This window comes from Diaphorobacter oryzae DSM 22780 (assembly GCF_059568935.1).
Genome location: NZ_JCANUL010000007.1, coordinates 152,077 through 165,523 on the forward strand (window position 1 = coordinate 152,077; position 13,447 = coordinate 165,523).

Here is a 13,447-nt window from a genome sequence, read left to right on the forward strand (position 1 = left end):
CAGGCTATTTTGTTATGGAACCCGGGGCGGATGGGGCGCATCCGGCGGCAGGCCGCAGCCGGCCTCGGCGTCGGCCAGCCTTTCCTGGCGCTCCTTGGCCATCTGCTCCACCAGCTGGGCGCGGCCCTGCTTGGCCAGGGCGATCATGGCCTCGCGGTCGTTGTGGTGCTCGTACATGCGGTCGGCCAGCGCCACGTTATGGACGCGAAAGCGCGCGGACAGGGCCTCGGCCTCGCGCGGCGTCAGGCCCGACAGCTCCAGCACCGTGCGCGCGGTGCGCAGGCTGGACTCGAACAGTTCGCGCTCCACATGCGTCACGCCCAGGTCGCGCAGGGCGTACCAGTGCGTCAGGTCGCGCGCGCGGGCCACGATCTCCAGGTGGGGGAAATGCTTCTTCGCCAGCTGCACGATCTTGAGCGACTGCTCGGGCGCGTCCACCGCCACCACCAGCACGCGCGCCTCCTGTGCGCCGGCGATGCGCAGCAGGTTCACGCGCGTGGCGTCGCCGTAGAACACGCGGTAGCCGAAGGTGTGGGCCACCTCCAGCATCTCCACGCTGTGGTCCAGCACCGTGGCGGGCACGCCCTGGGCCAGCATCATGCGCGCCACGATCTGCCCGTAGCGGCCGAAGCCCGCGATGATCACGGGCGCGGACTGCGGCTCGGAGATCTCCTGCGCCTGCGGCGCGCTCTTGAGCGTGGCAAAGCGCTTGAGCAGCACCCGGTCCAGCAGCACCAGCAGCAGCGGGCTCATCAGCATGGACAGCGCCACCGCGCCGATCAGCAGCGACGCCATCTCGCCGGGAATGGCGCGGAAGTTGGCGCCGGCCTGGAACACCACGAAGGCGAACTCGCCGCCCTGGGCCAGCAGCAGCGTGAACACCGGCCTCTCCTGGTAGGGCATGGCGGTCACGCGCGCCAGCAGCCAGATCACCACGGCCTTGACGGCCAGAAAGCCCAGCAGCAGGCCCAGCATGGTCCAGGGCGCGCGCAGGATCACGCCGAAGTCGATGCTCATGCCCACGGCGATGAAGAACAGGCCCAGCAGCAGGCCCTTGAAGGGCTCGATGTCGGTCTCCAGCTCGCGCCGGTACTCGCTGTCGGCCAGCAGCACGCCGGCCAGGAAGGCGCCCAGCGCCATCGACAGCCCCACCGACAGCATCAGCATGGCGATGCCCACCACCAGGAACAGCGAGGCGGCGGTGAAGATCTCGGGCGTCTTGCTTTGGGCGATCCAGCGCAGCAGCGGCCGCAGGGCCAGGCGCCCGCCCAGCACGATGGCGCCCACCACGCCGATGATCTTCAGCGCCTCCAGCAGCAGGTCCTGCGCACCATGCGGGTGGGCGGCGTCGGCGGCCCGGGCCGCCACGCCCAGCAGCGGCAGCAGCGCCAGGATGGGGATGGCCGCCACGTCCTGGAACAGCAGGATGGAAAACGCCTTCTGCCCGCTGTCGGTGCGCATCAGGTTGCGCTCGTTGAGGACCTGCAGCGCGATCGCGGTGGACGACAGCGCCAGCCCCAGCGCCCCTACCAGGGCCACGCGCCAGGGCAGGCCGACGGCCCAGGCCGCGGCCCACAGCAGCGCGGCGCAGCCCAGCATCTGCGCCGTGCCCAGGCCGAAGATGGGGCGGCGCATGCTCCACAGGCGGCTGGGCTGCAGCTCCAGGCCCACGAGGAACAGCATCAGCACCACGCCGAATTCGGCGAAGTGCAGGATGTCCTGCACATTGCTCACCAGCGCCAGCCCCCAGGGGCCGATGGCGATGCCGGCGGCCAGGTAGCCGATGATGGCGCCCAGGCCCAGCGCGCGGGCAATGGGGACGGCGATCACGGCCGCGGCCAGGTAGGTGAATCCGTAGGTGAGCCAGGCGGGGGCTTGGGCCATGGTGGTGCGCGGCGCGGTGCGGAAGAAGGCAGGTCGAAATTCTGGCACCCCGCGCGCCGCGCGCGCGTGCAGGGCGGGGGAAGGCGAGCGGGGTGCACAGGTATGCTATGGATTATGTAGCTTGTTGCGCATGCTGCGCATGCCTTCAAGGCGGAAATTGCTTCAAACCGTTCCCGGGCCGCCCGCCTGCGGGCGCGGAGCGTGGTCGATAGAATCGGCGCTTCCTCTTCACCACTTTTCCCGGCGGACCGCAACATGGACTGGCATACCTGGATGGCTTTTTTTGCGGCGTCGTGGGTGATCGCCATCTCGCCGGGCTCGGGCGCCGTGCTGTCCATGAGCCACGGCCTGTCCTATGGCGTGCGCAAGGCCGGCGCGACCATCCTCGGGCTGGAGCTGGGCCTGCTGTTCATCCTCATCGTGGCCGGCGCGGGCGTGGGCTCGCTGCTGGTCGCCTCGGAGCTGGCCTTCGGCATCGTCAAGGTGCTGGGCGCCTGCTACCTGATCTACCTGGGCTTTTGCCAATGGCGCGCGGGCGCCGCCGGCACGCTGCAGGGCGACCTGGAGGCCGCGCCCGCCAGCTGGCGCCGGCGCGTGCTGGCCGGGCTGCTGACCAACGCTACCAATCCCAAGGGCATCATCTTCATGGTGGCCGTGCTGCCCCAGTTCATGACCGACGCGCGGCCGCTGTGGAGCCAGTTGCTGGTCATGGCCGTCACGCTGATCACGGTGGACCTGATCGTCATGAACGGCTATGCCGCCGGCGCCAGCGCGCTGCGCACCCTCATGCGCAGCGGCCGGGCCATGCGCACGCAAAACCGCGTGTTCGGCGGCCTGCTGATGCTGGTGGGTGCGGGTCTGTTCTTCGTCAAGCGCGGCACGCAGCAGGGGTAATGCTATTAAAATAATAGCTGTTTGCGCTTGATGGGTGGGCGCTGGCCCCGTTTTTTTTGTTGAAACCGTGGAAGGGGATCGCATGCCGGTGGTCGCAGTCGCCAATCCCAAGGGGGGCGTGGGCAAGTCCACGCTGGCCACCCACATCGCGGGCTACTTCGCGCGCCGCGGCCATGCCGTGGTGCTGGGCGACGTGGACCGCCAGCAGTCCGCGCGGCTGTGGCTGCGCCAGCGCCCGGCGGCGGCGCGGCCCATCGGCCTGTGGGAGGTGGATGCCGACCGCATCGACAAGCCGCCGAAGGACGCCGCGCGCGCCGTGCTCGACACCCCCGCGGGCCTGCACGGCTGGCGCCTCAAGGACACGCTGAAGCTGGCCGACAAGATCGTCGTGCCGCTGCAGCCCAGCGTGTTCGACATCTTCGCCACGCGCCAGTTTCTCGACGACCTGGCGGCGCACCGGCGCGGCGCCGGCGTGCAGATCGGCATCGTGGGCATGCGGGTGGACGCGCGCACCATCGCGGCCGGCCATCTGCACCGCTTCGTGGACGGCCTGGGCCTGCCGGTGCTGGGCTGCCTGCGCGACACGCAGAACTACATCCACCTGGCGGCGCAGGGCCTGAGCCTGTTCGACCTGAACCCGGCGCGCGCACAGCGCGACCTGGCGCAGTGGCAGGGCATCTGCGACTGGCTGGACGCCGACTGAAACGGGCCGCGGCCGGCGCTGTCGCCCGCCCGACAAGCACCGCCTTGCGCGGCCGCTACAGTGGCCGCATGAGAACCTTCCGCAGCTACTCCGAGGTGGCCGCCTGCGTCGGGCAGGAGGTGGCCGTGACCGACTGGATGACCGTCACCCAGGCGCAGGTGAACCTGTTTGCCGAGGCCACGGGCGACCACCAGTGGATCCACGTGGACCCGCAGCGCGCGGCGCAGGGGCCCTTTGGCGGCACCATCGCGCACGGCTTTCTGACGCTGTCGCTGATGCCGCGCATGATGGAGGCGGCCTTCGCCATCGAGGGCGCGCGCATGGGCGTGAACTACGGCCTGAACCGCGTGCGCTTTCCCGCGCCCGTGCCCGTGGGCAGCCGCCTGCGCGCGCGCTTTGCGCTGGCCGCGGCCGAGCCCGTGCCGCCCGACGGCCTGCAGATGGCCTGGGCCGTCACCATGGAGCGCGAGGGCGGCGACAAGCCCGTGTGCGTGGCCGAGGCGCTGGTGCGCAGCTACGGCGCACCAGCGTGAAAAAGCCGCTCGGCCCCTGGGGGCGAGCGGCTCGGTTGAAGGCCAGGCGGCCGTGCGGCGTTCAGAGGGCGCCGGACACGATGGTGCCGTCACGGGCGGCGGCGATGGCCTGCGCACGGACCTCGGCGCGCGTCAGCGTGCTCTCGGTGTTCATCGGCTTGGCCAGGTCGTAGCCGTCGCCGGAGTAGGGCAGCGTACCGTTGGCGCGCGCGGCCACCAGGTCGGCGATCACCGCTTCGCGGGTGAGCGTGCTGGGCTGCGACTGCAGCGTGTCGGCAGGGTAGTAGCCTTCGCCGTACTGGATGGGGGAGTCGGCGTGTGCGGCGGTGATGGCGCCCAGGGCCATCACGGAGGCGATCAGGGTGCGAGTGCTCTTGTTCATGATGTTGTTCCTTCCGTTGCAGGGTGACCGTTGTTCCCGGTGCGCCGGCTGCCTGCCTGCGCTTGCGGGGCTGAGGAGGATTGCTGCCAGAGCAGCAGTGCCGTCCATGGGGTGAACTTTATTCAGGGGTAACCCTGAGAAAAAGCCGTGTTCCTGCAATGATTCATTCATGAAATTGAAATAATCTTGTCATTCAAGCGGAAAGGAGATGGGCATGGACAGGCTGATGACGATGCGTGTTTTCCAGGCCGTGGCCGACGAGGGCGGCTTTGCGGCCGCGGCGCGCGCGCTGGACATGTCGCCCGCCACGGTGACGCGCTTCGTCGCCGACCTGGAGCGCGATGTGGGCGCGCGCCTGCTGCAGCGCACCACGCGCCGGGTCGCGCTGACCGAGGCGGGCGCGGCCTATCTGGCCCGCGTGCGCTCCATCCTGGCCGAGGTCGAGGAGGCGCGCGCCATGGCCCAGGAATACACCGGGGTGATGAGCGGGGTGCTGCGGGTGTGCGCCAATCCGGTGATGGCCGCGCATCTTCTTGCGCCGATGGTGGCGGACTTCCGCTCGCAGCATCCGGCCGTGCTGGTGGACATCCATGTGCGGCTGGGCAGCGACCCGCCGATAGCCGACCATGACATCACCCTGCTCGGCGTGCCCTCCGGCTATGACGCGAACGTGATCGCGCGGCCCTTCGCCACCACCGTGGGGGTGCTGTGCGCGTCACCCGCCTACCTGAGCCGCCGCCCCGCGCCGCGCATGCCGCAGGAGCTTTCGGAGCACGACTGCCTGCTGTCGAGCAGCGCGGATATGCAGGGGCGCGTGCTGCAGCTCAGCCACCCGGAGCAGGGCGAGCGCCTGACCGAAGTGGAGGTGCATCCGGTCTGCGTGGCGAACCATGCGGACACGCTCATGGAGATCGCGCTGGGCGGTGCGGGCATCGCCCTGTTGTCCGTGGACCTGGCCGCGGAGCACCTGCGCAGCGGCCGCCTGGTGCGCGTGCTGGCGCCATGGACCTGCGGCAGCTACACGCTCTACGCCGCGCTGCCCAGCCGCAGGTTCATGCCGGCGCGTGTCCGCGCCTTCCTGGACTTCCTGACCGAGCGCACGCGCCTGCGCCTGCGTGAGGCGCTGAACGGCGACAGCGGGGAAGCGCAGGCTCAGGGCTGAGCCATGGCAGGCGCCAGGAAGCTGTTTTGCCGCCAGGCCTCGTAGACCGTCACGGCCACGGCGTTGGAGAGATTCAGGCTGCGCTGCCCCGGCAGCATCGGCAGGCGCAGGCGCTGCGCGGGCGGGAAGGTCTCGCGCAGCTCGGCCGGCAGGCCGCGCGACTCGGCGCCGAACACCATCCAGTCGCCGGGCAGAAAGCCCGTGTCGTGCACCGACTGCGTGCCATGCGTGGTGAGCGCGAACATGCGCGAGGGGTCGGGCTGCAGGTCGCGCAGCAGCGCCGTCCAGCCGGCGTGGCGGCGCACTTCGGCGTACTCGTGGTAGTCCAGGCCCGCGCGGCGCATGAGCCGGTCCTCCATGGAAAAGCCCAGTGGTTCGACCAGGTGCAGCGTGCAACCGGTGTTGGCGGCAAGGCGTATCACATTGCCGGTGTTGGGCGGAATCTCGGGCTCGACAAGGACGATGTGAAACATGGCGCTATTGTCAACGCGCAAAGCGGCGCAAGCCGCTTTGCGGTCCGGTGCTTGGTAATCGTTCGTATCTTGAGCGTGTTCCGGCTCATGGCGTGCGGGCCAGCACCAGTGCCCCGATGTGCAGCGCACCCGCTTCGCGCAGCGGCGCCGCGGCCGCGTGCAGCGTGGCGCCGGTGGTCATCACGTCGTCCACCAGCACCACGCGCCGGCCCGTTGCCTGGGCCGCCTGCAACGGCTCCAGCATGAAGGCGCCGCGCAGGTTGCGCAGGCGCTGGGCACGCGTGAGGTGGCTTTGCGCCTCGGCGTCGCGCGTGCGCAGCAGCAAATGGGCATGCACGCGTGGGCTGCCCAGCCGGCGTGCCAGCAGCAGTGCCTGGTTGTAGCCGCGCTGGCGCAGGCGTTCGGGCGACAGGGGAACGGGCAGCACCCAGTCGGCCTGCGCGAGCAACTCGTGCGCGCCCGGGGTGTGGCGCATGAGCCCCGCCAGCGCCCCGGCCCAGCCGGGATCGGCCTGGAACTTGAACTGCGCCAGCACGCCGGCCCAGGGAAAGCCGTAGCTCACCGCTGCCAGGCAGGCGTCCAGGGGTGGCGGGTGCCGCAGGCAGTCTCCGCAGTGCGCCACGCCGACCGGCACGCTGCGCGCACAGGTGGCGCAGCGCGCGAGCGGCAGGGCAAACTGTGCGCGGCAGGCGTCGCACACCCGCCTGGCGGGCCAGGCGTGGCACACCGCGCACTGGCTGGGCAGCCGGGCCGCCAGCCCCGCCAGGGCGTGCAGGCCCTGGCGCCAGCGTTGCGATGTCCCTGCGGGGCGCGTGAAAAGCATGCGGTCAATATACTCGCGGCCATTTGCGGCACGCCATGTCCGAACACCTTCCGCCCACCATCGACCCGGTCGCCGCCGCACGCTGGCATGGCATGGTGCCCGACGCCTCGCCCTGGCTCCACGAGGAAGTGGCGCAGCGCATGCAGGACCGGCTGCAGTGGATCGTCAAGGCGCCCCAGGCCTGGTGCGACTGGGACCCGCTGCGGGGCGGCGTGCAGGGCCATGCGCTGGTGAGCGAGCGCTTCCCGCAGTCCGCCTGCCAGATTGCCGAGACCTCTTCGCCCGCGGGCGAGGCGGCCGCACGGGCGCGGTTCGCCAAGTCCTGGTGGAGCCCGGCGCGCTGGTCTGCGGCCGCGCCGCGCTTCGGCCTGCCGCAGGACGGCGGCGTGCAGATGCTCTGGTCCAACATGGCGCTGCACATGGCCGCCGACCCGCAGGCGCTGATCGCCCGCTGGCATCGCGCGCTGGCGGTGGACGGCTACCTGATGTTCTCCTGCCTGGGGCCCGACACGGTGCGCGAACTGCACGCGCTGTATGCCGAGCTGGGCTGGCCCGCGCCCGGCCATGCCATGACCGACATGCACGACTGGGGCGACATGCTGGTGCATGCCGGCTTTTCAGAGCCGGTGATGGACATGGAGCGCGTCACCCTCACGTTTGCCACTGCGCAGCGCCTGCTGCAGGAGTTGCGCGGGTTGGGGCGCAACCTCCATCCGCAGCGCTTTGCAGCGTTGCGTGGACGCCACTGGCGCGAGCGCCTGGAGCGGGCACTGACGGAGCGTCTGGCCGATCCGCGCAATGGCGGCCAACTGGCGCTGACCTTCGAGATCGTCTACGGCCACGCCTTCAAACCCGCGCCGCGCGTGCGTGTGGAGGGCAGCAGCGCGGTGTCGCTGCAGGACATGCGCGCCATGCTGCACGCGGGGCGTACACAGGCGCGCTGAGCCCGCTGTGGCGCTATTTGCGCCCTCAATGACCTCAATCAAGGCGCGCTACAATTATTTGCGATTGCGGATTCGGAACTCTCTTGGCGCTGCGGGGCGGGCACGCTGCCTGGACTCGTCGGTCGCATCTTTTGGAGCTCTGAGGGCGCCGGCGCGCCGCCAGACCTCCTGCCTGCGTCATTTCTTGGCGGTCTTTCCTCGGGACTAATGCGTATTGCAGCCCGGTTCGGGGCTGGGCATGCTGAACGCGATCGGGAGAGTCCGCGCGGGCCATGAGCCTCGCACCGGATCACGGAGACAACAGGCTGCCAGGAAAGCGGTCTGGACTGATTGGGAAGTCGGGTTCATGCGGCTCGGGACGAACACGGACTACAACGTGGCGCAGCCACACCCGTGCCGGCCTGGCGGGATGGATTCGCATGGCTTTGCGCGCTGCCTGACCCCACGCAGGAGCGGCAAGGGATTGGTCAATTGGAGCTTAGAAGTAAGTGAGAACTATGACGAGCATTTCCAACAAGCCGGCTTCTTGGCTGCTGGTCGCAGGAGCATGGATGGGCACTGCGGCCCATGCGGTGCAGGACCTGCCCGGCGGCCCCGCGGTGAACCAGCTGAACCTGGCCCCCCCAGTGACCAAGATCGCAGAGGAGCAGCATTACCTGCACTGGATGATGCTGATCATCTGCACGGTGATCTTCATCGGCGTGTTCGCGGTGATGTTCTATTCGATCTGGAAGCATCGCAAGTCGCGCGGCGCGCAGGCCGCCAACTTCCATGAATCTGTCACGGTGGAAGTGGTGTGGACGGTGATTCCCTTCGTCATCGTGATCCTCATGGCGCTGCCCGCCACCAAGGTGCTGGTGGCGCAAAAGGACACGACCAATGCCGATCTCACCGTGAAGGTGACAGGCTACCAGTGGAAGTGGGGCTACGACTACATCGCCGGCGAGGGCGAGGGCCTGGCCTACATCTCCACGCTGGACAGCAGCCACCGCCAGATGTCCGACAGCGGCAACGTGGCCAATGCGCCGGCGGACTACCTGCTGAAGGTGGATGCGCCCCTGGTGGTGCCGGTGGGCAAGAAGGTGCGCGTGATCACCACGGCCAATGACGTGATCCACTCGTTCATGGTGCCGGCCTTCGGCATCAAGCAGGACGCCATCCCCGGTTTCGTGCGCGACACTTGGTTCCGCGCCGAGAAAGTGGGCGACTACTACGGCCAGTGCGCCGAGCTGTGCGGCAAGGAGCACGCCTACATGCCCATCCACGTGAAGGTCGTTTCGGCGCAGGAATACACGCAGTGGGTGGCGCAGGAAAAGAAGAAGGCGGCCGCCAAGTTGGACGATCCCAGCAAGGTCTGGACGCTGGAGGCGCTGCTGCCGCGTGGCGAGAAGGTCTATGCCGCCAACTGCGCCGCCTGCCATCAGGCCAACGGCAAGGGCGCGGGACCGATCAAGCCGCTCGACGGCTCGGCCATCGTCACCGATGCGGACCATGCCAAGCAGATCCAGGTCGTGCTCAAGGGCGCGGCCGGCGGCGCCATGCCCGCCTGGGCGCAGTTGAGCGACACCGATCTGGCGGCCGTGACGACCTACACCAAGAACGCCTGGTCCAACAAGACCGGGCAACTGGTGCAGCCGGCAGAGATCGTGGCCCAGCGTGGCAAGTAAACCGCAACGCCCAACGTTTTGAGGGATCGAACCATGAGCGCAGTTCTGGACAATCACGGGCACGCTGGCGGTCACGCGCACGGCCATGACGACCATCACCATGCACCCACCGGCTGGCGGCGCTGGGTGTTCGCCACCAATCACAAGGACATCGGCACGCTGTACCTGCTGTTCTCCTTCGCCATGCTGATGATCGGCGGCGTGCTGGCCCTGCTGATCCGCACCGAGCTGTTCCAGCCCGGCCTGCAGCTGGTGAACCCCGAGCTGTTCAATCAGCTCACCACCATGCACGGCCTGATCATGGTGTTCGGCGCCATCATGCCGGCGTTCGTGGGCTTCGCGAACTGGATGATTCCGCTGCAGATCGGCGCGTCCGACATGGCCTTCGCGCGCATGAACAACTTCAGCTTCTGGCTGCTGATTCCCGCCGCGCTCATGCTCGTCGGTTCGTTCTTCATGCCGGGCGGCGCGCCCGCCGCGGGCTGGACGCTCTATGCGCCGCTGACGCTGCAGATGGGGCCCAGCATGGACGTGGGCATCTTTGCGATGCACATCATGGGCGCCAGCTCCATCATGGGCTCGATCAACATCATCGTGACCATCCTGAACATGCGCGCGCCGGGCATGACGCTGATGAAGATGCCCATGTTCGCCTGGACCTGGCTGATCACGGCCTACCTGCTGATCGCCGTGATGCCCGTGCTGGCCGGCGCCATCACCATGACGCTGACGGACCGCCACTTCGGCACCAGCTTCTTCAACCCCGCCGGCGGCGGGGACCCGGTGATGTACCAGCACATCTTCTGGTTCTTCGGCCACCCCGAGGTCTACATCATGATCCTGCCGGCGTTCGGCATCATCAGCCAGATCGTGCCGGCCTTCAGCCGCAAGAAGCTGTTCGGCTATGCGTCGATGGTCTATGCCACCTCGTCCATCGCCATCCTGTCGTTCATCGTGTGGGCCCACCACATGTTCACGACCGGCATGCCCGTGACCGGCCAGCTGTTCTTCATGTACGCCACCATGCTGATCTCCGTGCCCACGGCCGTGAAGATCTTCAACTGGGTGGCCACCATGTGGCGCGGCTCCATGACGTTCGAGACGCCCATGCTGTTCTCGGTGGGCTTTATCTTCGTGTTCACCATGGGCGGCTTCACGGGCCTGATCCTGGCCATGGCGCCCATCGACATCCAGCTGCAGGACACCTATTACGTGGTGGCCCACTTCCACTACGTGCTGGTGGCGGGTTCGCTGTTCTCGATGTTCGCGGCCTACTACTACTGGGCGCCCAAGTGGACCGGCGTGATGTATTCCGAAATGCGCGGCAAGATCCATTTCTGGGGCTCGCTGATCACCTTCAACATCACCTTCTTCCCCATGCACTTCCTGGGCCTGGCGGGCATGCCGCGCCGCTATGCCGACTACCCCATGCAGTTCGCGGACTTCAACGCGCTGGCCTCCGTGGGCGCCTTCGGCTTCGGGCTGATGCAGGTGTACTTCTTCCTGTTCGTCGTGCTGCCCGCGATGCGCGGGCGTGGCGAGAAGGCGCCGCAAAAGCCCTGGGAGGCCGCCGAGGGCCTGGAGTGGGAAGTGCCCTCGCCGGCGCCCTTCCATACCTTCGAGGTGCCGCCCAAGCTGGACGCCACCGCCACGCGGGTGATCGGCTGACCAAGGCGCGGGAAGGCCCCCATGACCACGCCCGAGCAAAAGAAATCCAACCTGCGCATGGCGCTGATCCTGGCATCGGTGGTGCTGGCCTTCTTCATCGGATTCGTGGTGAAGATCGCCTGGCTGCATTGACGGAAGACGGACCATGGCCATGCACCGCGAGAACCTGAAGATGGTGGGCAAGCTGGCCGTGGTGGCTGCCGGCATGTTCGCCTTCGGCTATGTGCTGATCCCGATCTACAAGCATATTTGCGAGATGACGGGCATCAACATCCTCTCGCTGTCCGAGCGCCAGGTGCCGGGCAACGGCGTGGCGGGCCGTGACGTGAAGCTGCCCGCCAACACCCAGGTGGACAAGAGCCGCCTGATCACCGTGGAGTTCGACGCCAACGCGCGCGGCCCCTGGGACTTCAAGCCCGCGCAGCGCTCCATCCAGGTGCACCCGGGCGAGCTGGCGACGGTGATGTACGAGTTCCAGAACGTGCAGAACCGCCGCATGGCCGCGCAGGCCATTCCCAGCTATGCGCCGCGCCAGGCGGCGGCGCATTTCAGCAAGCTGGAATGCTTTTGCTTCAGCCAGTACACGCTGGAGCCGGGCGAAAAGAAGGAATGGCCCGTGGCCTTCGTGATCGACCCGCGGCTGTCCAAGGACGTCACGACGATCACGCTGTCCTACACCTTTTTCGAGGTGGGCGGCAAGACGCCGCCCGCACCCCAGTCCACGGCCACGGCGCCCGCAGGCGCGCGTGCGGAGACCGGCACATGAGCACCAACGGCCGTTCGCCGCAGCCGCCGGCCAAGCGCCGGGGCTCGCTGCTGCGCACCCTGCGGGCAGTGGCCTGGTCCTTCATCGGGCTGCGCAAGGGCGCGGAATACCAGCAGGACCAGGAACAGCTGCAGCCGCTGCACATCGTGTTCGTGGGCGTGGTGGGCATCTTTGCGCTGGTGCTGCTGCTGATAGGGCTGGTGAACTGGGTCGTCTGAGAGATACCACCGCAACGACAAGCACGAGACAACCAAGAACTTTGAGATCGAGGAGCTGACATGAGTGCATCTACCCCCGGCACGACGCCTTACTACTACGTCCCCGCGGAGTCGCGCCACCCCGTGCTGGCGTCGGCCGGATTGTTCTTCGTCATTTTGGGCGCGAGCCAGTGGATCAACGGCCATGACTGGGGCAAGTACTCGCTGGCCTTCGGCCTGGCGTGGTGGCTGTTCGTGCTCTACCAGTGGTTCCGCGACGCGGCACACGAGAGCGAGGGCGGGCTGTACGGCCGCAAGATCGACATCTCCTACCGCTGGAGCATGAGTTGGTTCATCTTCTCCGAGGTGATGTTCTTCGGCGCGTTCTTCACGGCCCTGTGGTGGGCGCGCGCGCACTCCGTGCCGGCTCTGGGCAGCCTGGACAACGCGCTGCTGTGGCCCGACTTCAAGGCCGTCTGGCCCACCGTGGCGGCCGGCGCCACGGCGTCCCCGGCCAACATCGTCGAGCCCTTCCAGACCGTGGGACCGTTCTGGCTGCCCACGATCAACACGGCGCTGCTGCTGACCTCGGGCGTCACCCTCACCATCGCGCACCATGCGCTGCGCGAAGGCCTGCGCGCCAAGACCATCGGCTTCATGTGGCTCACCGTGCTGCTGGGCATCACCTTCCTGTGCGTGCAGGGCTATGAGTATTTCCACCTCTACACGGACCTGAACCTCAAGCTCAACTCGGGCGTGTTCGGCTCCACCTTCTTCATGCTCACGGGCTTCCACGGCTTCCACGTGTTCGTGGGCATGCTGATGCTGCTCTTCATCACCCTGCGCCTGCAAAAGGGCCACTTCACGGCCGAGCGGCATTTCGGCTTCGAGGGTGCCGCCTGGTACTGGCACTTCGTGGACGTGGTCTGGCTGGGCCTGTACATCCTGGTGTACTGGATGTGAGCCGCCAGCGCCTCCGGGCAAGAAGCGCCGCAAGGCGCTTTTTTTACGCGGGCGTTGCTTTCAAAAGAATAGCTGCTGGCGCTTGCTGCATAAGGAATTCAATGTTGAAAACCTCTGAAAGCATTGGACAACAAGCGCCAGACGCTCATTTTTTTGCCGTCAGTGCGCCGCGGCGGGCAGGCCCGTGGGCTGGATGTAGCCCAGCTTCCAGGCCAGCAGCAGGCACAGGAACAGCACAATCGACAGCCCCACGCGCAGCGCCAGGGCGTGGGCCATGCGTTTGCCGCGCGCCCGGTCATCACCGCCGCCGCGCATCATGAAAAACAGCGCCGAGCCCAGGCTTGCGATGATGGCGAGAAACGCCAGTGCCACCAGAATTTTCATGGAG

16 protein-coding genes are annotated in these 13,447 nt (G+C 67.7%); 11 read left to right on the plus strand and 5 right to left on the minus strand.

Annotation, left to right across the window (positions count from 1 at the left end; all coding sequences use genetic code 11):
* Positions 1-12: 12 nt before the first annotated feature.
* Positions 13-1,884, minus strand: coding sequence for a glutathione-regulated potassium-efflux system protein KefC (kefC, locus tag BP68_RS12945; protein ID WP_496372373.1), 1,872 nt, complete (start codon positions 1,882-1,884; stop codon positions 13-15).
* A 255-nt stretch (positions 1,885-2,139) separates the two neighbouring features.
* Between kefC and BP68_RS12950 the strand changes: the two genes are divergently transcribed.
* From BP68_RS12950 to BP68_RS12960, 3 genes are all read left to right on the plus strand, one after another.
* Entirely contained in the window at positions 2,140-2,778 is a 639-nt protein-coding gene (locus tag BP68_RS12950; RefSeq protein WP_496372375.1) for a LysE family transporter, read from the plus strand.
* Between the two features lie 82 nt (positions 2,779-2,860).
* Positions 2,861-3,481 (plus strand): nucleotide-binding protein, encoded by a 621-nt coding sequence (locus BP68_RS12955; protein WP_496372377.1) that lies wholly within the window; start codon positions 2,861-2,863, stop codon positions 3,479-3,481.
* 68 nt (positions 3,482-3,549) lie between these two features.
* Positions 3,550-4,014 (plus strand): MaoC family dehydratase, encoded by a 465-nt coding sequence (locus tag BP68_RS12960; RefSeq protein WP_496372379.1) that lies wholly within the window; start codon positions 3,550-3,552, stop codon positions 4,012-4,014.
* 61 nt (positions 4,015-4,075) lie between these two features.
* Here the strand turns inward: BP68_RS12960 and BP68_RS12965 are convergent, their stop codons facing one another.
* Positions 4,076-4,396, minus strand: a complete 321-nt coding sequence (locus BP68_RS12965; RefSeq protein ID WP_496372381.1) for a DUF4148 domain-containing protein — start codon at positions 4,394-4,396, stop codon at positions 4,076-4,078.
* Positions 4,397-4,622: 226 nt separating this feature from the next.
* On the opposite strand from BP68_RS12965, the gene BP68_RS12970 reads away from it, so the two are divergent.
* Complete coding sequence (locus BP68_RS12970) at positions 4,623-5,558, plus strand: LysR family transcriptional regulator (RefSeq protein WP_496372383.1); 936 nt, start codon at positions 4,623-4,625, stop codon at positions 5,556-5,558.
* On the opposite strand, the gene BP68_RS12975 is transcribed toward BP68_RS12970, so the two are convergent.
* The gene (locus BP68_RS12975) at positions 5,549-6,031 is read right to left on the minus strand and encodes a tRNA (cytidine(34)-2'-O)-methyltransferase (RefSeq protein ID WP_496372385.1); all 483 of its coding nucleotides are present in this window, start codon (positions 6,029-6,031) and stop codon (positions 5,549-5,551) included. The genes BP68_RS12970 and BP68_RS12975 overlap by 10 nt on opposite strands.
* Positions 6,032-6,116: 85 nt before the next feature.
* A complete protein-coding gene (locus BP68_RS12980; RefSeq protein ID WP_496372387.1) occupies positions 6,117-6,854 on the minus strand; it encodes a phosphoribosyltransferase family protein in 738 nt (245 codons plus the stop codon).
* Positions 6,855-6,889: 35 nt separating this feature from the next.
* On the opposite strand from BP68_RS12980, the gene BP68_RS12985 reads away from it, so the two are divergent.
* The 7 genes from BP68_RS12985 (at position 6,890) to BP68_RS13015 (ending at position 13,059) form a co-directional block, all read left to right on the plus strand.
* Positions 6,890-7,798 (plus strand): class I SAM-dependent methyltransferase, encoded by a 909-nt coding sequence (locus tag BP68_RS12985; protein ID WP_496372389.1) that lies wholly within the window; start codon positions 6,890-6,892, stop codon positions 7,796-7,798.
* A gap of 497 nt (positions 7,799-8,295) precedes the next feature.
* Positions 8,296-9,465 carry a cytochrome c oxidase subunit II gene (gene coxB / locus BP68_RS12990; protein ID WP_496372391.1) on the plus strand — a complete coding sequence of 390 codons (1,170 nt, stop codon included), beginning with the start codon at positions 8,296-8,298 and terminating at the stop codon, positions 9,463-9,465.
* Between the two features lie 33 nt (positions 9,466-9,498).
* The gene (ctaD, locus tag BP68_RS12995; RefSeq protein ID WP_496372393.1) at positions 9,499-11,133 is read left to right on the plus strand and encodes a cytochrome c oxidase subunit I; all 1,635 of its coding nucleotides are present in this window, start codon (positions 9,499-9,501) and stop codon (positions 11,131-11,133) included.
* Positions 11,134-11,154: 21 nt separating this feature from the next.
* Positions 11,155-11,265 carry a cytochrome oxidase small assembly protein gene (locus BP68_RS13000; RefSeq protein WP_496372395.1) on the plus strand — a complete coding sequence of 37 codons (111 nt, stop codon included), beginning with the start codon at positions 11,155-11,157 and terminating at the stop codon, positions 11,263-11,265.
* A gap of 13 nt (positions 11,266-11,278) precedes the next feature.
* Positions 11,279-11,899, plus strand: a complete 621-nt coding sequence (locus BP68_RS13005) for a cytochrome c oxidase assembly protein (protein WP_496372397.1) — start codon at positions 11,279-11,281, stop codon at positions 11,897-11,899.
* Positions 11,896-12,117 (plus strand): DUF2970 domain-containing protein, encoded by a 222-nt coding sequence (locus BP68_RS13010; RefSeq protein WP_496372399.1) that lies wholly within the window; start codon positions 11,896-11,898, stop codon positions 12,115-12,117. The genes BP68_RS13005 and BP68_RS13010 overlap by 4 nt, the downstream gene beginning before the upstream one ends.
* Positions 12,118-12,177: 60 nt before the next feature.
* Positions 12,178-13,059, plus strand: a complete 882-nt coding sequence (locus BP68_RS13015) for a cytochrome c oxidase subunit 3 (protein ID WP_496372401.1) — start codon at positions 12,178-12,180, stop codon at positions 13,057-13,059.
* A gap of 159 nt (positions 13,060-13,218) precedes the next feature.
* Here the strand turns inward: BP68_RS13015 and BP68_RS13020 are convergent, their stop codons facing one another.
* Positions 13,219-13,443, minus strand: a complete 225-nt coding sequence (locus tag BP68_RS13020) for a twin transmembrane helix small protein (protein WP_496372403.1) — start codon at positions 13,441-13,443, stop codon at positions 13,219-13,221.
* Positions 13,444-13,447 lie beyond the last annotated feature (4 nt).

Coding starts and splice junctions, on each gene's coding strand:
- kefC (WP_496372373.1), bottom strand. CDS start 1,884: ATGGCCCAAGCCCCCGCCTGGCTCACCTACGGATTCACCTACCTGGCC.
- BP68_RS12950 (WP_496372375.1), top strand. CDS start 2,140: ATGGACTGGCATACCTGGATGGCTTTTTTTGCGGCGTCGTGGGTGATC.
- BP68_RS12955 (WP_496372377.1), top strand. CDS start 2,861: ATGCCGGTGGTCGCAGTCGCCAATCCCAAGGGGGGCGTGGGCAAGTCC.
- BP68_RS12960 (WP_496372379.1), top strand. CDS start 3,550: ATGAGAACCTTCCGCAGCTACTCCGAGGTGGCCGCCTGCGTCGGGCAG.
- BP68_RS12965 (WP_496372381.1), bottom strand. CDS start 4,396: ATGAACAAGAGCACTCGCACCCTGATCGCCTCCGTGATGGCCCTGGGC.
- BP68_RS12970 (WP_496372383.1), top strand. CDS start 4,623: ATGACGATGCGTGTTTTCCAGGCCGTGGCCGACGAGGGCGGCTTTGCG.
- BP68_RS12975 (WP_496372385.1), bottom strand. CDS start 6,031: ATGTTTCACATCGTCCTTGTCGAGCCCGAGATTCCGCCCAACACCGGC.
- BP68_RS12980 (WP_496372387.1), bottom strand. CDS start 6,854: ATGCTTTTCACGCGCCCCGCAGGGACATCGCAACGCTGGCGCCAGGGC.
- BP68_RS12985 (WP_496372389.1), top strand. CDS start 6,890: ATGTCCGAACACCTTCCGCCCACCATCGACCCGGTCGCCGCCGCACGC.
- coxB (WP_496372391.1), top strand. CDS start 8,296: ATGACGAGCATTTCCAACAAGCCGGCTTCTTGGCTGCTGGTCGCAGGA.
- ctaD (WP_496372393.1), top strand. CDS start 9,499: ATGAGCGCAGTTCTGGACAATCACGGGCACGCTGGCGGTCACGCGCAC.
- BP68_RS13000 (WP_496372395.1), top strand. CDS start 11,155: ATGACCACGCCCGAGCAAAAGAAATCCAACCTGCGCATGGCGCTGATC.
- BP68_RS13005 (WP_496372397.1), top strand. CDS start 11,279: ATGGCCATGCACCGCGAGAACCTGAAGATGGTGGGCAAGCTGGCCGTG.
- BP68_RS13010 (WP_496372399.1), top strand. CDS start 11,896: ATGAGCACCAACGGCCGTTCGCCGCAGCCGCCGGCCAAGCGCCGGGGC.
- BP68_RS13015 (WP_496372401.1), top strand. CDS start 12,178: ATGAGTGCATCTACCCCCGGCACGACGCCTTACTACTACGTCCCCGCG.
- BP68_RS13020 (WP_496372403.1), bottom strand. CDS start 13,443: ATGAAAATTCTGGTGGCACTGGCGTTTCTCGCCATCATCGCAAGCCTG.